At 49.2% G+C, this 19,457-nt stretch carries 15 protein-coding genes; 4 read left to right on the forward strand and 11 right to left on the reverse strand.

Features of this window, described 5'->3' with window-relative positions; all coding sequences use genetic code 11:
* Positions 1-6: 6 nt before the first annotated feature.
* Positions 7-2,703 (reverse strand): pyruvate dehydrogenase (acetyl-transferring), homodimeric type, encoded by a 2,697-nt coding sequence (aceE, locus tag ICV32_RS05435; RefSeq protein ID WP_215368543.1) that lies wholly within the window; start codon positions 2,701-2,703, stop codon positions 7-9.
* 183 nt (positions 2,704-2,886) lie between these two features.
* Between aceE and ICV32_RS05440 the strand changes: the two genes are divergently transcribed.
* From ICV32_RS05440 to ICV32_RS05455, 4 genes are read left to right on the forward strand one after another with little or no spacing between them, the layout of a single operon-like run.
* Positions 2,887-5,463 carry a PAS domain S-box protein gene (locus tag ICV32_RS05440; RefSeq protein WP_251371811.1) on the forward strand — a complete coding sequence of 859 codons (2,577 nt, stop codon included), beginning with the start codon at positions 2,887-2,889 and terminating at the stop codon, positions 5,461-5,463.
* Positions 5,426-6,058, forward strand: coding sequence for a response regulator transcription factor (locus ICV32_RS05445; protein WP_215368546.1), 633 nt, complete (start codon positions 5,426-5,428; stop codon positions 6,056-6,058). Before ICV32_RS05440 ends, ICV32_RS05445 begins: the two co-directional genes overlap by 38 nt.
* Positions 6,059-6,076: 18 nt before the next feature.
* Complete coding sequence (folD, locus tag ICV32_RS05450) at positions 6,077-6,946, forward strand: bifunctional methylenetetrahydrofolate dehydrogenase/methenyltetrahydrofolate cyclohydrolase FolD (protein ID WP_215368547.1); 870 nt, start codon at positions 6,077-6,079, stop codon at positions 6,944-6,946.
* A gap of 50 nt (positions 6,947-6,996) precedes the next feature.
* Entirely contained in the window at positions 6,997-9,123 is a 2,127-nt protein-coding gene (locus ICV32_RS05455; protein WP_215368549.1) for a M3 family metallopeptidase, read from the forward strand.
* Here ICV32_RS05455 and ICV32_RS05460 read toward each other — a convergent pair whose 3' ends face one another.
* The 10 genes from ICV32_RS05460 to ICV32_RS05505 form a co-directional block, all read right to left on the reverse strand.
* A complete protein-coding gene (locus tag ICV32_RS05460) occupies positions 9,124-9,675 on the reverse strand; it encodes a hypothetical protein (protein WP_215368551.1) in 552 nt (183 codons plus the stop codon).
* Positions 9,676-9,845: 170 nt separating this feature from the next.
* The gene (xth, locus tag ICV32_RS05465) at positions 9,846-10,697 is read right to left on the reverse strand and encodes an exodeoxyribonuclease III (RefSeq protein ID WP_215368553.1); all 852 of its coding nucleotides are present in this window, start codon (positions 10,695-10,697) and stop codon (positions 9,846-9,848) included.
* Positions 10,698-10,732: 35 nt separating this feature from the next.
* Positions 10,733-12,196 (reverse strand): nitrogen regulation protein NR(I), encoded by a 1,464-nt coding sequence (ntrC, locus tag ICV32_RS05470; RefSeq protein ID WP_215368555.1) that lies wholly within the window; start codon positions 12,194-12,196, stop codon positions 10,733-10,735.
* Entirely contained in the window at positions 12,193-13,329 is a 1,137-nt protein-coding gene (gene glnL / locus ICV32_RS05475) for a nitrogen regulation protein NR(II) (RefSeq protein ID WP_215368557.1), read from the reverse strand. The genes ntrC and glnL overlap by 4 nt, the downstream gene beginning before the upstream one ends.
* Positions 13,330-13,352: 23 nt before the next feature.
* A complete protein-coding gene (gene glnA, locus ICV32_RS05480; protein WP_215368559.1) occupies positions 13,353-14,768 on the reverse strand; it encodes a type I glutamate--ammonia ligase in 1,416 nt (471 codons plus the stop codon).
* Positions 14,769-14,955: 187 nt separating this feature from the next.
* Positions 14,956-15,777, reverse strand: coding sequence for a molybdopterin-binding protein (locus ICV32_RS05485; protein ID WP_215368560.1), 822 nt, complete (start codon positions 15,775-15,777; stop codon positions 14,956-14,958).
* A complete protein-coding gene (locus tag ICV32_RS05490) occupies positions 15,770-16,639 on the reverse strand; it encodes an EI24 domain-containing protein (protein WP_251371812.1) in 870 nt (289 codons plus the stop codon). The genes ICV32_RS05485 and ICV32_RS05490 overlap by 8 nt, the downstream gene beginning before the upstream one ends.
* A gap of 18 nt (positions 16,640-16,657) precedes the next feature.
* On the reverse strand, positions 16,658-17,650 hold the full coding sequence (locus ICV32_RS05495; RefSeq protein WP_371817073.1) for a sterol desaturase family protein: 993 nt from the start codon (positions 17,648-17,650) through the stop codon (positions 16,658-16,660).
* A gap of 19 nt (positions 17,651-17,669) precedes the next feature.
* Complete coding sequence (locus ICV32_RS05500; protein ID WP_215368564.1) at positions 17,670-18,419, reverse strand: polysaccharide deacetylase family protein; 750 nt, start codon at positions 18,417-18,419, stop codon at positions 17,670-17,672.
* A 10-nt stretch (positions 18,420-18,429) separates the two neighbouring features.
* On the reverse strand, positions 18,430-19,416 hold the full coding sequence (locus ICV32_RS05505; protein WP_215368568.1) for a cytochrome D1 domain-containing protein: 987 nt from the start codon (positions 19,414-19,416) through the stop codon (positions 18,430-18,432).
* Positions 19,417-19,457: the final 41 nt, after the last annotated feature.

Raw genomic sequence — 19,457 nt, forward strand, 5'->3', positions numbered from 1 at the left:
ATGGCCTTACATCTTCATGGGGTTGGGTTTATTTGGATCAATTTGGTACTTACTAATCGCTTGGGCAACCTTACTGCGATCAATCTTCCCATCATCGGCCAAGGCCTTTAGTGCAGCAACCGTGACCCAGCGACGATCCACCTCAAAAAAGTGCCGGAGTTGCTCGCGGGTATCCGAACGCCCAAAGCCATCGGTACCTAGCACTTCATAACGACGGCCGAGGTTCTGAATCGCCGGACGAATTTGCTCTGCAAACAAGCGCATGTAATCGGTTGCAGCAATGACTGGGCCCTGACTATCTTTTAGTAGACGCTCGACATGGGATAGCTTAGGTGAAGCTGTTGGGTTCAGTAAATTACTGCGATTGGTTTCATTCCAATCCCGTCCAAGCTCGTTCATGCTGGGGCAGCCCCACAGATCGGAGGCGATACCCCAATCTTGGTTTAACAGCTCTGCGGCAGCAATCACTTCGCGGAAGATGGTGCCACTACCGAGTAATTGAACGCGCAATGGATTTTTTGCATCGCCCATCGATTGCAACTTGTACATCCCTTTAATAATGTCTTGCTCCGCACCCTTGGGCATCGCTGGATGGGCATAGTTCTCATTCATTAAGGTGATGTAGTAATAAACATCCTCTTGCTCGGTCAACATACGACGCATACCATCCTGAATCACAACAGCCAACTCAAAGGCAAAGGTTGGGTCATAGCTCACGCAGTTCGGAACGGCTGCCGCCCAGATCTGGCTATGGCCATCTTCGTGTTGCAAGCCTTCACCATTGAGTGTGGTGCGACCCGCAGTGCCGCCTAGGAGGAATCCACGACTGCGCATATCGCCAGCAGCCCATGCCAAATCGCCAATCCGTTGGAAGCCGAACATCGAATAGAAGATATAGAACGGTAGCATCGGTACGCCATGCGTGGAATACGATGTTGCAGCTGCAATCCAGTCGCACATGCCACCCGCTTCATTGATGCCTTCTTGCAGAATTTGTCCTGCCTTATCTTCTTTATAGAACATCAACTGATCATGATCTTCTGGGGTGTAGAGCTGTCCCAGTTGATTCCAGATACCGAGTTGGCGGAACATGCCCTCCATACCAAAGGTCCGCGACTCGTCTGGCACGATCGGCACAACCCGGCGACCAATGGTCTTATCGCGCACAACCGTATTGAGTAGACGCACAAAGGCCATCGTGGTTGAGATCTCACGCCCTTCAGCAGTGGCCTCTAATAGTGGAGTAAATGCATCTAACGCAGGAACTGGCAAGCTCTCGGCTTTTGCTCGGCGTTGTGGCAAATAGCCACCAAGCTCCGTGCGCCGCGCCCGCATGTATTCCAGTTCAGGACTGCCCTCTGGAAACTTCACAAAGGGCATATCGGCCAATTGATCGTCACTCACTGGAATCTCAAAGCGATCCCTAAAACGTACGACGTCATCGTGACTCATTTTCTTAGCCTGGTGAGCAATATTCATGCCCTCACCCGACCCGCCCATCCCATAGCCTTTAATTGTCTTTGCAAGGATTACGGTGGGTTGACCCCGATGGCTCACTGCCGATTGAAATGCGGCAAATACTTTATGGGGATCATGGCCACCACGATTGAGGTTCCAGATATCCTCATCGCTCCAATCAGCAACCAAGGCTTTAAGTTCTGGGGTATTAAATACCTTCTCACGCACGTAGGCACCATTTTTAGCTTTCATGGTCTGGTACTCACCATCCACAATCTCACCCAAGCGCTGCATCAAGATGCCGTTCTTATCGCGCGCAAAGAGCGCGTCCCAATGACCGCCCCACACCACTTTGATGACATTCCAGCCAGCGCCTCGGAACTCGCTTTCAAGCTCCTGAATAATCTTGCCGTTACCACGAACGGGACCATCTAAGCGCTGCAGATTGCAGTTCACAACAAAGATGAGGTTATCGAGTTTCTCGCGACCCGCCATGCCGATCGCACCAAGTGACTCAGGCTCATCGGTTTCACCATCGCCTAAGAAGGCCCACACTTTGCGCCCTTCGGTCTTGGCAAAACCACGATCCTCGAGGTAGCGCATAAAGCGTGCTTGATAGATGGCCATAATGGGACCGAGACCCATCGATACCGTGGGGAACTGCCAAAAATCTGGCATCAACCAAGGATGAGGGTAGCTTGAGATACCTTTGCCATCGACCTCTTGGCGGAAGTTATTGAGTTGCTCGTCACTTAAACGACCCAACATATAAGCACGGGCATATACGCCAGGTGCCGAGTGTCCTTGTACAAAAATAAGATCGCCGCCATGCTGTGCGGACGGTGCGTGCCAAAAGTGGTTGTATCCAACATCGTACAAAGTGGCCGCAGATTGGAAGGAGGAAATGTGCCCTCCTACGTTGGTGTCTTTATTAGCCCGCAATACCATCGCCATGGCATTCCATCGTGTAAACGATCGAATCCGATGCTCGATATTTTGATCACCTGGGATCCGCGCTTGGATCTCTACTGGAATCGTATTGATATAAGGCGTCTCGGCATGAAATGGTTGATCAACACCATTCACACGCGCATGCGCAATTTGTTGATCGATCAGATACGCGGCACGGTCGGTGCCTTCGTGTTTGATTACACCATCGAGTGCCTCTAACCACTCTTTGGTTTCCACTGGATCCACATCCAATTGATTCATTTGACCTGCCACTTGCTCGGGTACAGCTGCCATGGTTTGCCTCCGTTTTATCAATAACAAGGGATTGTGTCCCCCTATGGCTAGTATTCTAAGAATAGGTGGTGATTGTGACAATTTATTTTCCACATTCCGGTAATCTTTATCACTATATGGAATTATGCTGCAATGCAAAGCCCTTTATATTAGGAACTTCCACCAACTAGAAAGACCCTTGGATTGGCTACCGGGAACTCCTTACAAGTAAAGCTCTACGAAGCATTTAAACGAATGCCTTCGATACGACGCTTTATTGGTTCGCGTCTGGTCTATACGCCACTAATGGCAATCGTCATTTTTCTGGTGGTGATGGCAATCATCTTAGGAACCCTACAAGTTCAAGAACGGCAACAACAAGAAGGGTCCCTCTTTCGAGAACTGAGTTTGGTGAAACAACGAATTCAGCTGCGCTTTGTCAACAATAGTGAAGCCTTGCAATCCTTTAGTCGCGATCTTGCACAAACCCAAAATGATCGCGTAGCACGCGACAAGGTCTTGGCTCAAATCGAATCGTTTGTTTTGGGTAACCCAGAAATCTTGCAGCTCATTTGGCTAAACGATAACGAGTGGCGCCAATGGATGGTGCCGCCCCCAGCGCGCAATAACGAATGGTTCGATGTGGTGCCTCAAGCAACGGATATTGATCGCGAACTCAAGAAAGCGGTGTTCTTAAGTCGCGAAACCAACCGACCTGCTTATAGTCAAGTCATTAGCCTCACCGTTCCCAAAGATGATCCGATGATGAGCGAGCGTCAATCGGTTTTTTGGGAGGTCATTTCAATCTTCAAAGATGGAGAAGCCACAGGCGCACTGGCGGTGATGTACTCCAGCCAAGGAATCTTGCAATACATTATCCCGCCTGAGTTAAAGAGCCAGCATCGCTACTCCTTAATTGGTAAGGACAACCGAGTGCTCGCTATCTCATCGGATCGTGATACGCCCACGCGCTCACTAAGCAATGAAACCAGTTTGGATTTTGGTGCGCTTGGTCCCAACATCATGTTACGTGTCGACACTTACCCACCACCAACCGATCTTACCTTTCGGATGTTGCTAGGGGTTGTAATCGGCTTGTCTGCGTTTGTGGTTTGGAGCTTGTGGTCGGTTCTTAAGCAAATGCAAGTCCGTCAGCTCACCGAAGCCAACTTACGAACCGAAAGTAGTTTTCGTAAGGTACTTGAGGACTCGATGCCGGTTGGGATTCGGGCGCACGATATGGAAAAACGCATTACCTACGTCAATCGCTCATTCTCGGAAATGACGGGCTGGGCCCAAGAAGAATTACTCGGCTTAAAGCCACCCTTTCCCTTTTGGCCAGCAGAGCTCCATGATGAGCTGATGCAGAAGATGGCGGGCGCACTTGAGGGGAATGTTAAAAGCGGAATCGAGGGCACGATTCAGCGCAAAGATGGAACCCGAATTGCAACGCGCACCTTTATCGCCCCATTAATTAATGATAAGGGCCAGCAAACCGGTTGGGTGACATCGGTGATTGATATCTCCGAACCGAAAAAGATCCGAGAAGAGTTAACCGCCACCCAAGAACGCTTTGTTACGGTGCTCGAGGGCTTAGATGCGGCGGTATCGGTGGTCTCCATTGAAACGGGCGAACTCCTCTTTGCCAATCGCTATTACCGCGAGCGCTTTGGTGATACTGCGAGAGGGCATATTGACCTAACCGGTCATGAAATGGATCCATCCTCCATCTTCCATTTTGAGGGTGATAACGTGGATGCCCTAGCCGGCTTACCGGCCTCTGCTTTAAAACAATCCAATGAGATTGAGTCGGAGGAGATTCAGTTGCGGGGCGATACAACCCATTGGTATGAAGTGCGGCGTCGTTATATTTCATGGGTCGATGGCCACCTTGCACAGTTACTCATTGCGACCGATATTACGCTACGTAAGAACACCGAAGAGCTTGCACGTCAGCAAGAGGAACGGATGCAATTTACAAGTCGTCTTACCACCATGGGTGAAATGGCTTCGTCGCTTGCACACGAGCTCAACCAACCGCTCTCGGCCATCTCGAACTATTGCATGGGAATTGCCAAACGCCTATCGAGCACCCAAAACCCGCTCTCCAATGAGCTAGTTCCTGCATTAGAGAAAGCTAGCGACCAAGCCCATCGGGCAGGCACCATCATTTCGCGCATTCGAAGCTTTGTAAAGCGCAGCGAGCCGCAAAGTAAGTTGTGCAACATTGGTGACATTGTTGCCGACTCCGTTGGTCTCGTCGAGTTTGAAGCCAATCGACACCGCCTCAAGATTGTTTCCGAGATTGCGCCCGATATTCCTCAGGTTGAGCTAGATCCCGTTCTCATCCAGCAGGTTTTAGTGAACCTCCTGAAAAACTCCTTAGACAGCCTGCGTGAGGTTTACCCCCTCTCCTCGCGCTGGTCAGCCCCACCGGTGAAGATTAGTGCGGATCTCGAGACCAGCACTTTCCCCAGCATGCTCCGAATTCGGGTGACCGATGCCGGGGCTGGCATCGCCGAATCGGTGATCAGCCGCATGTTTGAGCCCTTCTTTAGTACCAAATCCGACGGAATGGGCATGGGTCTTAATATTTGCCGCTCCATCATCGAGTCCCACCATGGTAGGCTGTGGGCCAAGAACCATATGGATACCGAGCACACCCGCTTGGTCGGCTGCACCTTTACAATTCTGTTACCGTTGGAATCCAATCAAATAACAAAGACGTCAATAGGAAATAGCAATGAACATGAGCAATCCACCGAAAACAACCCAGGCTGAAGTGGTTTATGTGGTTGATGATGATGAGGCAGTACGTGACTCGCTCACCTGGTTACTCGAGAGCAATGGCTATACCGTCCGTTGCCATGCCAGTGCGGAACGCTTCTTGCAGTCTCTCCAAAATACGGATAAATCAACCATCTCATGCTTGATCTTGGATGTGCGTATGCCCGGTATGTCGGGTTTGGAGCTTCAAGAGCGTCTCATCAGCGAGAACTTACCAATGCCCATCTCTTTCATTACTGGTCACGGGGATGTGTCAATGGCAGTGTCAACCATGAAGCGTGGTGCGGTTGACTTCATTGAGAAGCCCTTTAAAGAAAATGAGTTGTGCGCTCTTGTTGAGCGGATGCTGACCAAGGCCCGCGTTGATTTTGCACAAGCCGATCAACGCAAGAACACTCAAAGTCTATTGAGCAAACTGACTGGTCGTGAGCGTCAGGTATTAGAGCGTATTGTGGCAGGTCGTCTCAATAAGCAAATTGCTGACGATCTCAGCATCTCCATTAAAACCGTTGAAGCACACCGTGCCAACATCATGGAGAAGCTCAACGTCAATACCGTTGCTGATCTTTTGCGTCTTGCGCTCTCCTAATTATCTGATTACGAAGTCATGCCAGCCCAACTGATCGACGGTAATCTTCTCTCCAAAAAGCTTCGGGCTGAGATTGCAACTCGTTCAGCTATTCTGACCGCCAAAGGGGTGCGTCCAGGATTAGCAGTCATTGTGGTGGGAGATGACCCTGCGAGCCAAGTGTATGTTCGTAATAAAGTGAAAGCCTGTGAGGATGTGGGATTTCATTCGGTATTAGAGCGCTATCCTGCGGAACTCGACGAGGCTCAACTTCTCGCCCGAATTGCTACCCTCAATGCGGATCCCAGTATTCATGGAATCCTGGTGCAATTACCTTTACCGAAGCATATCGCTGCGGACCGCGTCTTAGAAGCCATTGCTTCTGAGAAAGATGTGGATGGCTTTCATGTCGCCAATGCCGGAGCGCTCATGGTTGGTGCCCCACTCTTTAAACCCTGCACGCCCTATGGCTGCATGAAGATGCTTGAGAGCATTGAGTACCCCTTACGCGGCGCTCGTGCCGTTGTCATTGGGGCATCCAATATTGTGGGTAAGCCCATGGCGATGCTTCTACTTCAAGCGGGAGCCACAGTTACGATTTGCAATAGCAAGACCAAAGATCTCAGCGTTCATACCAAAGAGGCTGATATTCTGGTCGTGGCAACTGGTAAGCCCAAAATGATTACGGGCAATATGATTAAGTCCGGCTCTGTGGTGATCGATGTCGGCATTAATCGCTTGCCCGATGGCAAACTCTGTGGCGATGTCGACTTTGATACAGCCAAGTATGTGGCGGGTTGGATTACTCCTGTTCCAGGTGGCGTGGGCCCCATGACCATCACCATGCTTCTCATGAACACCCTTGAAGCGGTTGAGCGCAGCATGAAGCCAGTGAGTAAGCTTAGCTAATTAGTATTGAGGGGAATACCAGTTTTTTTGCATTCGGGTAAGCTATCCCTATGAATGCTCCAATCAATCCCTCCTCCCTCGATTCCCATAATCCCCTTTTATCCTTTGGTCGTGGTATTGCGCAGTACGATGCCGTGCGTCCTCAGCAGATTGCTCCAGCCATTGAGCACTTACTAGGTGTTTGCGAGACCGCGGTCACTCAGGCGGTGGATGCGAAAACCCCTGCAACCTGGCTGGATTTGGTAGAGCCCCTTGAAGATGCTACTGAGCAATTAGGGCGGTCGTGGGGGGTGGTATCGCACCTCAATGCAGTCGCTGATACCCCAGAACTTCGTGCAGCCTATGGTGCGATGCTACCTAAGGTCACCGCCTTCTTTGCCAGCCTTGGGCAAAACTTAGCCCTTTACCAGCGTTATAAAGAGTTAAGAAACAGTTTGGCATTTGAAGCTCTTAGCGTTGATCAAAAGAAAGTGATTGAGAACTCCCTACGCGACTTTCGTTTAGGAGGTGCAGAGCTACCCGATGCTGATAAGCCCCGCTTTGCCCAGATCCAGGATGAACAAGCGATTTTGGCCAAAGCATTCTCTGATCACGTGCTTGATGCCACCGATGCCTTTGTGCATGTGGTGACCTCGATTGACGATCTAGCTGGATTACCGCAGGACGTCATTGCAGCAGCAGCTGACACTGCCAAACAAAAGAATTTGGAAGGTTGGGCGTTTACTCTGCACTTTCCATCCTATTACCCAGTACAGCAATATGCTGAGAATCGCTCACTGCGGCGTCTCTTGTATGAGGCCTATGTAACCCGTGCCTCAGAGTTGGCTGTGCAATATGGTCGTGGTCAACTGGAATGGGATAACACCCAAAACATGATCGATCAATTGCGTCTGCGCGATGAAGAAGCTCGGATGCTCGGTTTTGCAAACTATGCGGCGCTCAGCTTAGCTCCCAAGATGGCGCGGGATGTGGCCGAGGTCGATACCTTCTTAAGTGATTTTGCTCAACGAGCCAAACCATTTGCACAAAAGGACTGGCTAGAATTGCAAGAGTTTGGACATCAATCGCTAGGTCTTCAAACAATCGAGCCATGGGATATGGCATTTGTATCCGAGAGGCTCAAGCAAGCTCGGTATGCGTTCTCTGAGAATGAACTCAAACAGTACTTTCCTCTGCCAAAGGTTTTGGAAGGATTATTTAAGGTAATCCAAACTCTATTCTCGGTCAGTATTCGCTCTGCATCATTACCAACATGGCATCCCAGCGTTCAGTCATTTGAGATCCAAAATAAGCAACAGCAAACCATTGCTTATTTTTATCTGGATCCCTATGCGCGTCCTGGTAAACGAGGTGGCGCATGGATGGACGATGCGCGCGGCCGTCGTGTTTTCAGCAATGGTGAAGTGCAAGCGCCAGTTGCGTATCTGGTCTGTAATTTTGCAGCGCCCGTCGAGGTCAACGATCAAATGAAACCGCCCACCATTACCCATGATGATGTCATTACCCTCTTTCATGAGAGCGGTCATGGCCTTCACCATCTCCTCACACAAGTGAGCGCATTGGGTGTCTCTGGCATTAATGGTGTTGAATGGGATGCCGTTGAATTACCTAGCCAGTTTATGGAGAACTTCTGCTGGGAATGGGAAGTGCTGCAAGGCATGACCGCTCATGTTGATACCGGTAAACCATTACCTCGATCCCTGTTTGACAAAATGCTTGCTGCCAAGAATTTCCAAAATGGTTTAACCACCATGCGTCAACTGGTGTTCTCCTTAACCGATTGGCGTTTGCATTCCCGCTTTGATGCCAACTCTGCGCAGGGCCAAGCTGTCTTAGACCTTGCTCGATCGATTAATAACGAATATCACGTGATTCCCCAAGCATCAATCTCGCGCTGGCCCAATACCTTTAGCCATATCTTTGCGGGTGGTTATGCCGCTGGCTATTACAGCTATAAATGGGCTGAGGTTTTATCGGCAGATGTCTACTCGGCATTTGAGGAGGCGGCCAAGGTTAAGGGTACGGTCTTGGATCCAGAGACTGGCATTCGTTATCGCCAAGAGATTTTGGAGGTGGGCGGTAGTCGCCCGGCTGCGGAGTCATTTGCTGCTTTTCGGGGGCGTCCTCCACAAATTGATGCGCTATTGCGTCATGGCGGGTTGGTGGCGCAGGCCTAGCTACTGCTTAATCCAAGCCTTTATTTGATCAATGGTTTGCTGCTCAATGTCATGAAAGCCATGATAAGAAAATGCTTGGCACGCATCACCCGTTGAGCTCCCACCTTCCATGGTTATCAAAGGTGTTTTATACCGCTCATGATTAGCTTGGGTACTGGCATAGGTGGTTAAATGGCATGGATCATTTTTATGATGAACCATTAGGTGTCTACTCTTGAACTTGCGAGTATCAAAGCGGGCAATTTGGTTCATGGATGCTGTATGAATGATGCAATTGATCTTACCGTCAAACTTTTCTGCCAATCCCATTGTGGAGTAGGTACTCCGACTGGTTCCCACCATACAGATTTTGGCATTTGGGAAGCGTGTCCCTAAATCATTAATTAAGGCACCCATCCTCTCTGGGCTCTCCGTTGAATTAGTTGAGGCTGTTGCAAATTGCGAATCACAAAACCGGTTCCTGGAACGAATCAGGAAGTTGCCAGCGAAGTCAAATTGCAACTTACCCTCATTATTGATGTGCGGATTGAGAGTACCAGCTCCTCCGGGCATTAAGATTAAAACGTACTGGGGTGATTGATTTTGACTAGTTAATATGTATGGAACTGTAAATTCATTTGAATACTTCACATTATCAATAAGCTGATCAGTACAGCTTGCATGTAGATGCAAACTTGTAAGAGACAAAATAGCAAAGACTATTAATCTCATGAGGCTGCTGTTCAATAGGCAATCTGTGCGATTACCGGCGCATGATCCGATGGTTGCTCCCAGCCTCGGGGGGTCTTATCGATAGTGCTGGCTATACACTTCTCTTTGAGTTCTTTGCTGAGTAATACGTGATCTATGCGAAGACCCGCATTGCGCCTAAACCCCATCATGCGATAGTCCCACCAGCTATAGGTCTTGGGTGCTTGTTCAAAGAGTCTGAAAGAGTCATGCAGTCCCAATTGAATCAAATTCTGAAACTGCTCTCGCTCTTGGGGTGATACTAGATTTTGCCCTTCCCAGGCCTTGGGGTCATGCACATCCTGATCTTCGGGGGCGATATTAAAGTCTCCCAAGAGTGCTAGACGTGGATAGGTTTTCAGCTCGGTGGCGAGCCATGTTCTGAGAGCATGAAGCCAATTAAGTTTATAAACAAACTTATCACTAGCGGGATCTTGACCATTTGGAAAATAAGCCGAGATTAAGCGCATCGGTGGCATCTCTTTAAAACAAACGGTAGCAGCAAGGATACGTTGTTGCTCATCGGCAAAGTTGGGGATGTTCTTATTGACTTGTAAGAATGCAGTTTCTGGGTCACATGCTAAAGAGGTCAAGGCACTCTTACGCAAAATGATGGATACCCCGTTATAGGTTTTTTGACCATTACTAATGCTAATGTACCCTGCCGCCTCCAGCTCACGATGGGGATACTTATCATCTGTCAGCTTGAGCTCTTGCAAGCACAGCGCATCAATCGGGTTTTGTGCTTTTGCCTGACTATCTAGCCACTGAATAACGTGCGGTAGACGCACCTTGATGGAATTAACATTCCAGGCTGCTATGCGGATTGATTTTTGAGCGGGCATGACAAGATTGTAATTGCCATACCCGGTCAGGATACTTATACGTCGATCTGTAGCTCTTGCAGTTTGCGCGTGATCGTATTGCGTCCGATCCCCAAGCGCGTTGCTGCCTCGACCTTACGACCCCGGGTGACCTCAAGTGCCGCACTTAAGACCGAACGCTCAAACTTCGATAATAGAGAATCAAATACCTCGTCCTGGTTCTCTTGCAGCATCTTGACCGCCAAACGATGCAAGTTGTTTTCCCAATCACCGCCCCGCTGACCAATACTTGCTTCTAGACTCGGGGTTGAAGTGGCTACCGATGAACTTGCACTTGCAGCGGGTGGATTGGCCGACAGCAGCAAATCCTCGGGCAGATCATGAACCCCAACAATGGTTGAGGGTGACATCACGGTCATCCAATGGCACAGGTTCTCGAGTTGGCGCACGTTTCCGGGAAAGGACATTTGGCTAATCGCCTTAATGGCCTCATCCGATAAACGCTTTGCCTCAACCCCCAAGGACTTCGCACTGGAGATCATGAAGTGCCGTGCGAGCGCAGGAATATCCTCCGAGCGCTCGCGTAATGCTGGCAAACGGATCCGAATGACATTCAAACGATGCAATAGGTCTTCCCGGAATAATCCTTGTGCCACCCGCGCCTCTAGATTTTGATGCGTTGCTGCAATGATGCGCACGTTAGCCCGAATTGGATCATGACCGCCCACTCGGTAGTAGTGACCATCGGACAACACCCTTAAGAGCCGGGTTTGCAAATCAAATGGCATATCACCAATCTCATCTAAGAAGAGCGTACCGCCTTCGGCTTGCTCGAAGCGTCCTCGACGCAGGGCTTGCGCACCCGTAAACGCTCCCCGCTCATGACCAAACAACTCCGACTCAAGTAGGTCTTTCGGAATAGCGGCAGTGTTCAAAGCAATAAAGGGTCCCTTGGCTCGCGGGCTGTGTTTATGCAAAGCATGCGCTACCAACTCTTTACCCGTTCCAGACTCACCCGTAATTAAGACCGTGACCTGAGACTGCGATAAGCGACCGATGGCACGAAAGACCTCTTGCATAGCCGGCGCTTGACCAATAATCTCTGGAGCCTCTTGAAGCCAAGCATTGGATTCTTTATTGGCGCCAGGTGAGCGTTTGCCCTCGCCCACTGCACGATGGATCAACTCCACGGCCTTATCGATATCAAAGGGCTTGGTGAGGTACTCAAACGCACCACTCTGAAACGATGAAACCGCGGACTCTAAATCAGAATAGGCGGTCATGATAATGACGGGTAAGTCTGGATGACTGGCTTTGACATGCTGCAACAGATCAATCCCATTACCACGTGGCATACGAATATCAGAGATCAATACCTCAGGGGATTCTTTTTCTAGAGCATTGAGTACATCATTGGGATTACTGAAGCTGCGATGCGGAATTTTCTCGCGACTTAAGGCCTTCTCGAGAACCCAACGAATGGATTGATCGTCATCAACGATCCAGATTGGTTTGTTCATGCCGCTGTCTCCTGCTTCCGATAAGGAATCTGTATATGAAAATCTGTATAGCCTGGACGACTCTCGCAGGCAATAAAGCCCTGATGCTGCTGTACAAAGGTTTGCGCGAGGGTTAAACCAAGACCACTACCACCCTCGCGTCCCGAGACCAAGGGAAAAAAGATACGCTCCCGAATCTCATCGGGAATACCAGGGCCGTTATCAATCACATGCAGATCCAAAGCCAATCGATGGCGTTGCTTTGCAATCGTGACTGAGCGTGCCACCCGGGTCCGCAGTTCAATTTGAGCAGTACCTCGCCGAATCTCATCGGACAAGGCTTGGGCAGCATTGTGAACAATGTTTAGAACCGCTTGAATCAATTGTTCTTGATCACCCAAAATATCCGGCAAGCTGGTGTCATAGTTCCGAATGATCTTTAAGCCCTGGGGAAACTCCGCTAATACAAGACTGCGAATGCGTTCTAAGACCTCATGAATATTCAGAGGCTCCATCGCATGTGCTTTACGATGTGGCGCAAGCAAGCGATCAACCAGTGTTTGCAGGCGATCGGATTCTTTAATAATGACCTGGGTGTACTCACGCAGGCCCTTCTCAGGTAACTCAAACTCGAGCAGTTGCGCCGCCCCCCGAATACCACCTAGGGGATTTTTAATCTCATGCGCTAAATTACGCATGAGTTGTTTATTCGCTTCCACCTGATGCGAGACGCGTTCATCGCGCTCGCTACGCAGCTGTTGGTCAATCGGAAACCACTCCATCATCATGAGAGTTGGGTCTTCCAACATCGCAATCACGACATGCACCGCAAGAGGCTCACGATAGATTTTTCCGGGAACCGAGTACAGCACCAATTCTTGGCGCTGAGCTGCAGCACGACCGGCAAAGACCTCATCGATCATGTGATTTAGGGATTGGTTCTCACCAAAGAGGTCATACAAGGTTAAGCCTTGTAAGCTCTTTCGAGATAAATCGAGCGATGCTTCGGCAGCGGCATTGGCGTAGACTAAGTCTTTGGTAGCCCCCACAAAAACCAATACCGAGTTTGGCATCTGGTCGAGCATGCTAGAAACAAACGGGGCAGCCACTGGCGCACCAGCAACCGCCCCTTCAATGAATGGATTACGCAACATAGAGCGCGCAACCAATCAAATGCTTACAGCGAGTAATACATATCAAATTCGATCGGATGCGTGGTCATTCTGAAGCGGGTTACCTCTTCCATCTTCAGATCAATGTACGCATCGAGCATCGAATTTGTGAACACGCCACCGCGGGTCAAGAACTCACGATCCTTGTCCAAGCACTCCAAGGCTTGATCCAAGCTATGGCATACGGTTGGGATCTTTGCATCCTCTTCCGGTGGCAGATCATAGAGGTTCTTATCAGCAGCCTCACCCGGATGAATCTTGTTCTGCACGCCATCTAAGCCCGCCATCAACAAGGCCGAGAATGCCAAGTATGGATTCGCTAGTGGATCAGGGAAGCGGGTCTCAATACGACGACCTTTGGGATTGGCAACGTATGGAATACGAATCGATGCCGAGCGGTTGCGTGCTGAGTAGGCCAACTTCACGGGTGCCTCAAAGCCTGGCACTAAACGCTTATATGAGTTTGTACCTGGGTTGGTAATGGCATTGAGTGCGCGCGCATGTTTGATGATGCCGCCGATGTAATACAAGGCAAATTCCGATAATCCTGAGTAGCCATTACCTGCAAAAAGGTTCTCACCATTTTTCCAGACTGACTGATGCACGTGCATGCCTGAGCCGTTATCACCAACGACTGGCTTTGGCATAAAGGTTGCGGTCTTGCCATAGGCGTGCGCCACGTTCTGTACCACATACTTTTGCCAAATGGTCCAATCGGCGCGTTGCACGAGCGTGCTGAACTTGGTACCCAACTCATTTTGACCTTGACCAGCAACTTCATGATGATGCACTTCCACTGGAATTCCCAAGGACTCCAGAATCAAGCACATCTCCGAGCGCATATCTTGGAAGGTATCAACGGGTGCGACGGGGAAGTAACCACCCTTCTTACCGGGACGATGGCCAGTGTTACCGCCTTCAATCTCTAATCCAGATGACCATGGTGCTTCTTCGGAATGAATCTTCACCGAGCAACCCTGCATGTCAACATTCCACTGCACACCATCAAATACGAAGAACTCAGGCTCTGGACCAAAGTAAGCCGCATCACCCAAACCAGAGCTCTTTAAATACGCTTCGGCGCGCTTCGCAATTGAACGTGGATCGCGGTCATAGCCCTTACCGTCGGATGGCTCAATCACATCGCAGGTAAGAACCAAGGTTGGCTCTTCATAGAATGGATCGACATAGGCTGCGGTTGGATCAGGCATCAACAACATGTCAGACGCCTCAATCCCTTTCCATCCAGCAATCGATGAACCATCGAACGCATGACCACTCTCAAATTTATCTTCGTTGAATGCTGAAATCGGAACTGATACGTGTTGCTCTTTTCCCTTGGTATCCACAAAGCGGAAATCCACAAAAGTACATTCCTTTTCTTTGACTAATTTCATTACGTCTGCGACAGTTTTGGTCATGCAACTCTCCTCGATGAATAGATAAAGCGTTTTTCAACAACATGGCGCTAACCATGCCAATTCCGATTTAATACATGGAATGAACTGTACTCGTGCGCAATTGCACGAAATCACCATTTTGCACTATTTTGGTGAATAAATAATGATTTAGTCGGTTTTTGCACAATAAAAGTGCAATAAAGATGATTTATTGGTGAATAAAGACCTCAAAGCCCAGGTCAGCAGTGCCTAATTTGAGCTTTTCAAGGGCCATTGGCACGATATCCGCATCACCCTTCACGCCTAACTCGATATGGCGCTTGGCAAACACCCCACCCCGGATCGGATCGCCGACCGAGGGCAAGCTAAATACTTTGATGCCTTCAAATTCAGACTCAACCGATTCCATGAGTGGCGTTAAGGTCGATTCAATCCCGCTGGGCACAATAAAACTCTGCTCAAGCCAATTGGTTTGATGAAAAAGCTCACGGTAGTGCTCATCCAAACACCAGGCCATCATCGGTGCAGCCATCACCGGAAATCCCGGGAAAAAATGATGCTCATGAATCCGAAACCCCGGAATCTGGTTATAGGGATTAGGAATGATCTCGCTACCTACTGGAAACTCACCCATCTTAAAGCGATGTTGATTCTCAGGACGATTGAGATCGGCTTTGATGGGATCACCCTCGGCACTGGCAATAATGCGCGCAGTGATTAACGCTTTAGCTTGCGGATGCAGATTAAGATCAACACCCAAAGCACGAGCAGCGGCCTGTCGTGTATGGTCATCGGGTGTTGCACCGATACCGCCAGTACTAAAGACCACATCACCGCTCGCAAACGTCTCTTTGAGGGTTTGCGTAATTTGATTGGGATCATCGGCCACATAACGAGCCCATGACAAGTGCAAGCCCCGCTCGCTCAATAACTCAATCATCTTGCTTAAGTGTTTATCACTGCGGCGACCTGACAAAATCTCATCACCAATGACGATTAATCCAAAGCGACGCTGCTCCTCCCTAACCATCGATCACTCCTGGGTTGGATGGATTAGTAATCAGAGTTGCTGAAGTATCAATCGTGTTCATGTGTTCTTTCTGACGCAATTGCTTGAGTGCATGCAATAAGAAATGACTAAACCAAAGAGCGGAGAAGATAAAGATTAGGGAATAGATCCATAGCGCTACAAAGGATACAAATGGAAATAGGACTAAGGCCAATACCGAGGTGGCCCAGAAAAATGTCGGTACCGCGCCGATCATGCCAGCGACCACACCCATCCCTAAAAGAGTCCAGCGATGCTCTTCAAGTAATTGGTTGCGCTCATCAGGGGTTGCGTGATCTAGCAAAACATCGTAGGCCATGAGGCGCATGGTTAACCAACCCCACAAGAGTGGCGGCAAAATTGCAAAGAGTGGTGGGATCCACCATACCGGCAAAGTCAGCATCACTAAGGCCAAGCAAATGAGTGCGGACCACAGGGTGTAAAAGAAGCTACCAATAAAGCTACCGCCTTTGATACGGTCTAAGCCTTCGTAGGCTTTTTGTTTGACAACCGAATCAACCACAGCAGGAACGGTTGAGAATGCAATAAAGACCAAGAGGCTAATGGCAATAATTGGTATTAATAGGATCACTAAGAACAAGGGTGCGATCCAAGCGCGTGCCTCATCAAAGCCAACGTACTCAAGGCCCGATTGAATCCAACTCGTGAAGATCGATGCGGTTAAGAAGGTGCGTAGCATCTCTAGTGCAGGCGACCAGATCAACCAAATCACTACGCCCCAAAAGATCGACACAATTAAAAATGGACGAAAGCTCAGCCACAGCATTTTTGGGTGCATGGTACCAACCAATGCCAAACCCAAGGAACGAATTAAATCAGACAATCATGCTCCTTTATCTACTTAGCTGACCGATTTAGATTTGGTCTCTGTTGACCGAGGCAGATCCAATAAATACCGCAGGGAATGCATAAGACCCCGCCATTGCTGCACTAGAAGATTATTCGATACCTCGAGATTACGAACGCCCGTTGGAAAAACACGCTTCTCAAACACGGCTGTACCAAATGCCAGATCCCACCAAGGAAATAACACACCAAAATTACAACCACCTAATACCCCGGGCTTACCTGGCGCATCATGGCCATAGCCTACTGCGTGGTGATAGCGATGAAATAATGGGGATACTAATAAATACTTTGCAGGGCCAAGATCAATCTTTAGATTGGCATGCTGCCAGCTCTGCACCAACTGCCCCACTACAACCAAAAATATAAATTGTCCAGGCGGTACGCCAAAGATCAAAGCAAAGAAAGCAAAAACCATTGCCCGCATCACATCATCAACGATGTGATTACGATCATCCGACCAAGCGGTCATCCGCGTTTGGCTATGGTGCAAAGCATGCAACTGCCACCACCAATGAAAGCGATGCGACGCGCGGTGATACCAGTAGTCAATGAAATCCAATATCACTAAATAGATCAGAAAACTAACAATGGGGATGGTAGTTACACCCGGGATCCAGCCCTCAACGTTAAAGCGCTCAAAGCGCCAATCGTGCAGGACACCAGAGAGGTAGAAAAATAAACTGGAGAACAGAATAAAGAACGCGCCATGGAATAAACCTAAGCGATGGATCATCGTATAAAGTATATCCGTACGCACATACGATCTTGCATCGATTTGGGTCTCCGCTGGATTGATCCGCTCCCAGGTCCTAAACACAATCGCAATGATCAAAATCTGAATCACACCCAACATGAACCATTCGGTGCCATCAAACAAATCTTCAGCCCATGCCATCGCTCCGGCATGGAACAAAAGGGGTTCGACCATCTGCGTATACAACCAAGTGTGCAAATCCGCGTAGATGTCTTGAATCGATTGAATCAGGCTCATGCCTCTATTATCGTCAATTCGGGATCAAGGCGAAGCAGAAGCCGCGTTTTTTCCAGTTCTCAATGAGGGGCTCGAGTACCGCGGGCGCCCACGGATCCTCGCGGGACCAAATCCCCAAATGGGCAATGGCAATATCGCCATTCTTGAGACCTCGACTAGCCTGCTCAAGCAACTTTGCATTCGGAAAACGCTTTGAGTCCAACTCATCGCCCAAGAAGCCGCTTGGGGACCAACCGATATGGCGATAGCCACACCGCTCACCCATGGCAATTAGTCGAGGAGAGGTCTTACCACCTGGTGCACGCCAGATGGGATCAATTGGTTTACCCGTTAGCTCTTGAAAACGGGTGCTTACTTTGGATATTTCGGTACACAGTTGAGCTTGATCAAAACGAATTGCTTTGCCGGCGTTCTTACCAAACTGAGGTCTTAAGAGCACATCACTCTCACCAGCATCTTGAACCCAATAGCTGTGATCGTAAGTATGACTGCCAAAACGATGGCCCTCTTGAAGCCTTGCTTGCCAATACCCCTTCCATGAATCATCTAATGAATAACCGCCCTGTTTGGTTTTCTCATTCGCTAAAAAGAAGGTGGCTTTGATGTTCTGCTGCTTGAGAACCTGAGCAATGTACTCAGCAACCGCCATATTGCCGGTATCAAAGGTGAGGTACGCCGAATTTTTGCAAGTATTGGTTTGAGCCAAGCCAAGTTGGCTCCAGAGGATGCATGCGCCGATCAATCCATACCGAATCATTCGCATGCGAGACTCGCTATTCCCACTTCGCCCGGGGATAGAAAAAGACGCCGTGTGGAGAACGCCCTACCGGAATCACATCAATTAGTTTCATCGAGGGTACATCAATCACGCCCACTCGTTTTGAGAAGCGCAAGGTGACCCATAAAGTTTTACCATCGGGCGTTAACTCCATATCGTCAGGCCCTGCAGGCAAACCTGTAATTTCACTGATCTTCTCAAGCGTTTGCATGTTCAACAAACTGATCGAGTTCGCCACACGATTCGTCACAAAAACATGCTTCTTATCACCCATCGGTCGAAAGTTATGCGCTCCATTGCCGGTTTTGATTCGCTTAATCTCTTTTTGATTGCGCCAATCAATCACCTGCACATAATCAGCCCCAGTAATGCCAACCAATAAATATTGATCATTAGGAGTCATCCACAACCCGGCAGGCACGGGTCCAGTGCGCATACGCCAAACGATCACTTGTTTATCCAGATCAATCGCCACCACTTCGGCAGAATCTTGCAATGTCACAAATGCCAGTTTGCTATCGGCTGTAAACGCAATATGACTCGGGGTCTTCGCAGCAGGAATGGATTTGGCTAACTTAAAGTCAGCGCCATTCGCTGCATACACATCCACACGATCCAAGCGATTGGCTGCCGCCACAAACCATTTATTGTTTGGTGAATACCCAATTTGGTAGGGATCAATAATTTTGGGAATCCGCCCTGTAATCTCACCGGTCAATGGGTTGAGTAAGGCGATGTCATCGCCCACCGCATTGGCAACGAGAAGGGTTTTCTCATCCGGGGTCATCATTAAATGATGCGGCTCCTTGCCAACATAAAAGGTTTTTGTAACCTTGCGCGTTTGCATGTCGATGAGACTTACCGTTGCTTCGCCAGAGTTCAGAACAACTGCGAGCTTAGGTTCGGCGGGTGCAGCAAACGCTGCTGAAATCCCCAGCAATGAGGCTAATAGAGTAAATACGAGTCGTTGAATTAATTGCATAGCGTGATTGTAAGGCCGAGCCTTGCAGGCATAGGCCTAAT

Origin of the sequence: Polynucleobacter sp. MWH-UH24A (assembly GCF_018687475.1) — a bacterium.
Classification (GTDB): Bacteria; Pseudomonadota; Gammaproteobacteria; order Burkholderiales; family Burkholderiaceae; genus Polynucleobacter.

Coding starts and splice junctions, on each gene's coding strand:
- aceE (WP_215368543.1), bottom strand. CDS start 2,703: ATGGCAGCTGTACCCGAGCAAGTGGCAGGTCAAATGAATCAATTGGAT.
- ICV32_RS05445 (WP_215368546.1), top strand. CDS start 5,426: ATGAACATGAGCAATCCACCGAAAACAACCCAGGCTGAAGTGGTTTAT.
- folD (WP_215368547.1), top strand. CDS start 6,077: ATGCCAGCCCAACTGATCGACGGTAATCTTCTCTCCAAAAAGCTTCGG.
- ICV32_RS05455 (WP_215368549.1), top strand. CDS start 6,997: ATGAATGCTCCAATCAATCCCTCCTCCCTCGATTCCCATAATCCCCTT.
- ICV32_RS05460 (WP_215368551.1), bottom strand. CDS start 9,675: ATGCCCGGAGGAGCTGGTACTCTCAATCCGCACATCAATAATGAGGGT.
- xth (WP_215368553.1), bottom strand. CDS start 10,697: ATGCCCGCTCAAAAATCAATCCGCATAGCAGCCTGGAATGTTAATTCC.
- ntrC (WP_215368555.1), bottom strand. CDS start 12,196: ATGAACAAACCAATCTGGATCGTTGATGACGATCAATCCATTCGTTGG.
- glnL (WP_215368557.1), bottom strand. CDS start 13,329: ATGTTGCGTAATCCATTCATTGAAGGGGCGGTTGCTGGTGCGCCAGTG.
- glnA (WP_215368559.1), bottom strand. CDS start 14,768: ATGACCAAAACTGTCGCAGACGTAATGAAATTAGTCAAAGAAAAGGAA.
- ICV32_RS05485 (WP_215368560.1), bottom strand. CDS start 15,777: ATGGTTAGGGAGGAGCAGCGTCGCTTTGGATTAATCGTCATTGGTGAT.
- ICV32_RS05500 (WP_215368564.1), bottom strand. CDS start 18,419: ATGCGAATGATTCGGTATGGATTGATCGGCGCATGCATCCTCTGGAGC.
- ICV32_RS05505 (WP_215368568.1), bottom strand. CDS start 19,416: ATGCAATTAATTCAACGACTCGTATTTACTCTATTAGCCTCATTGCTG.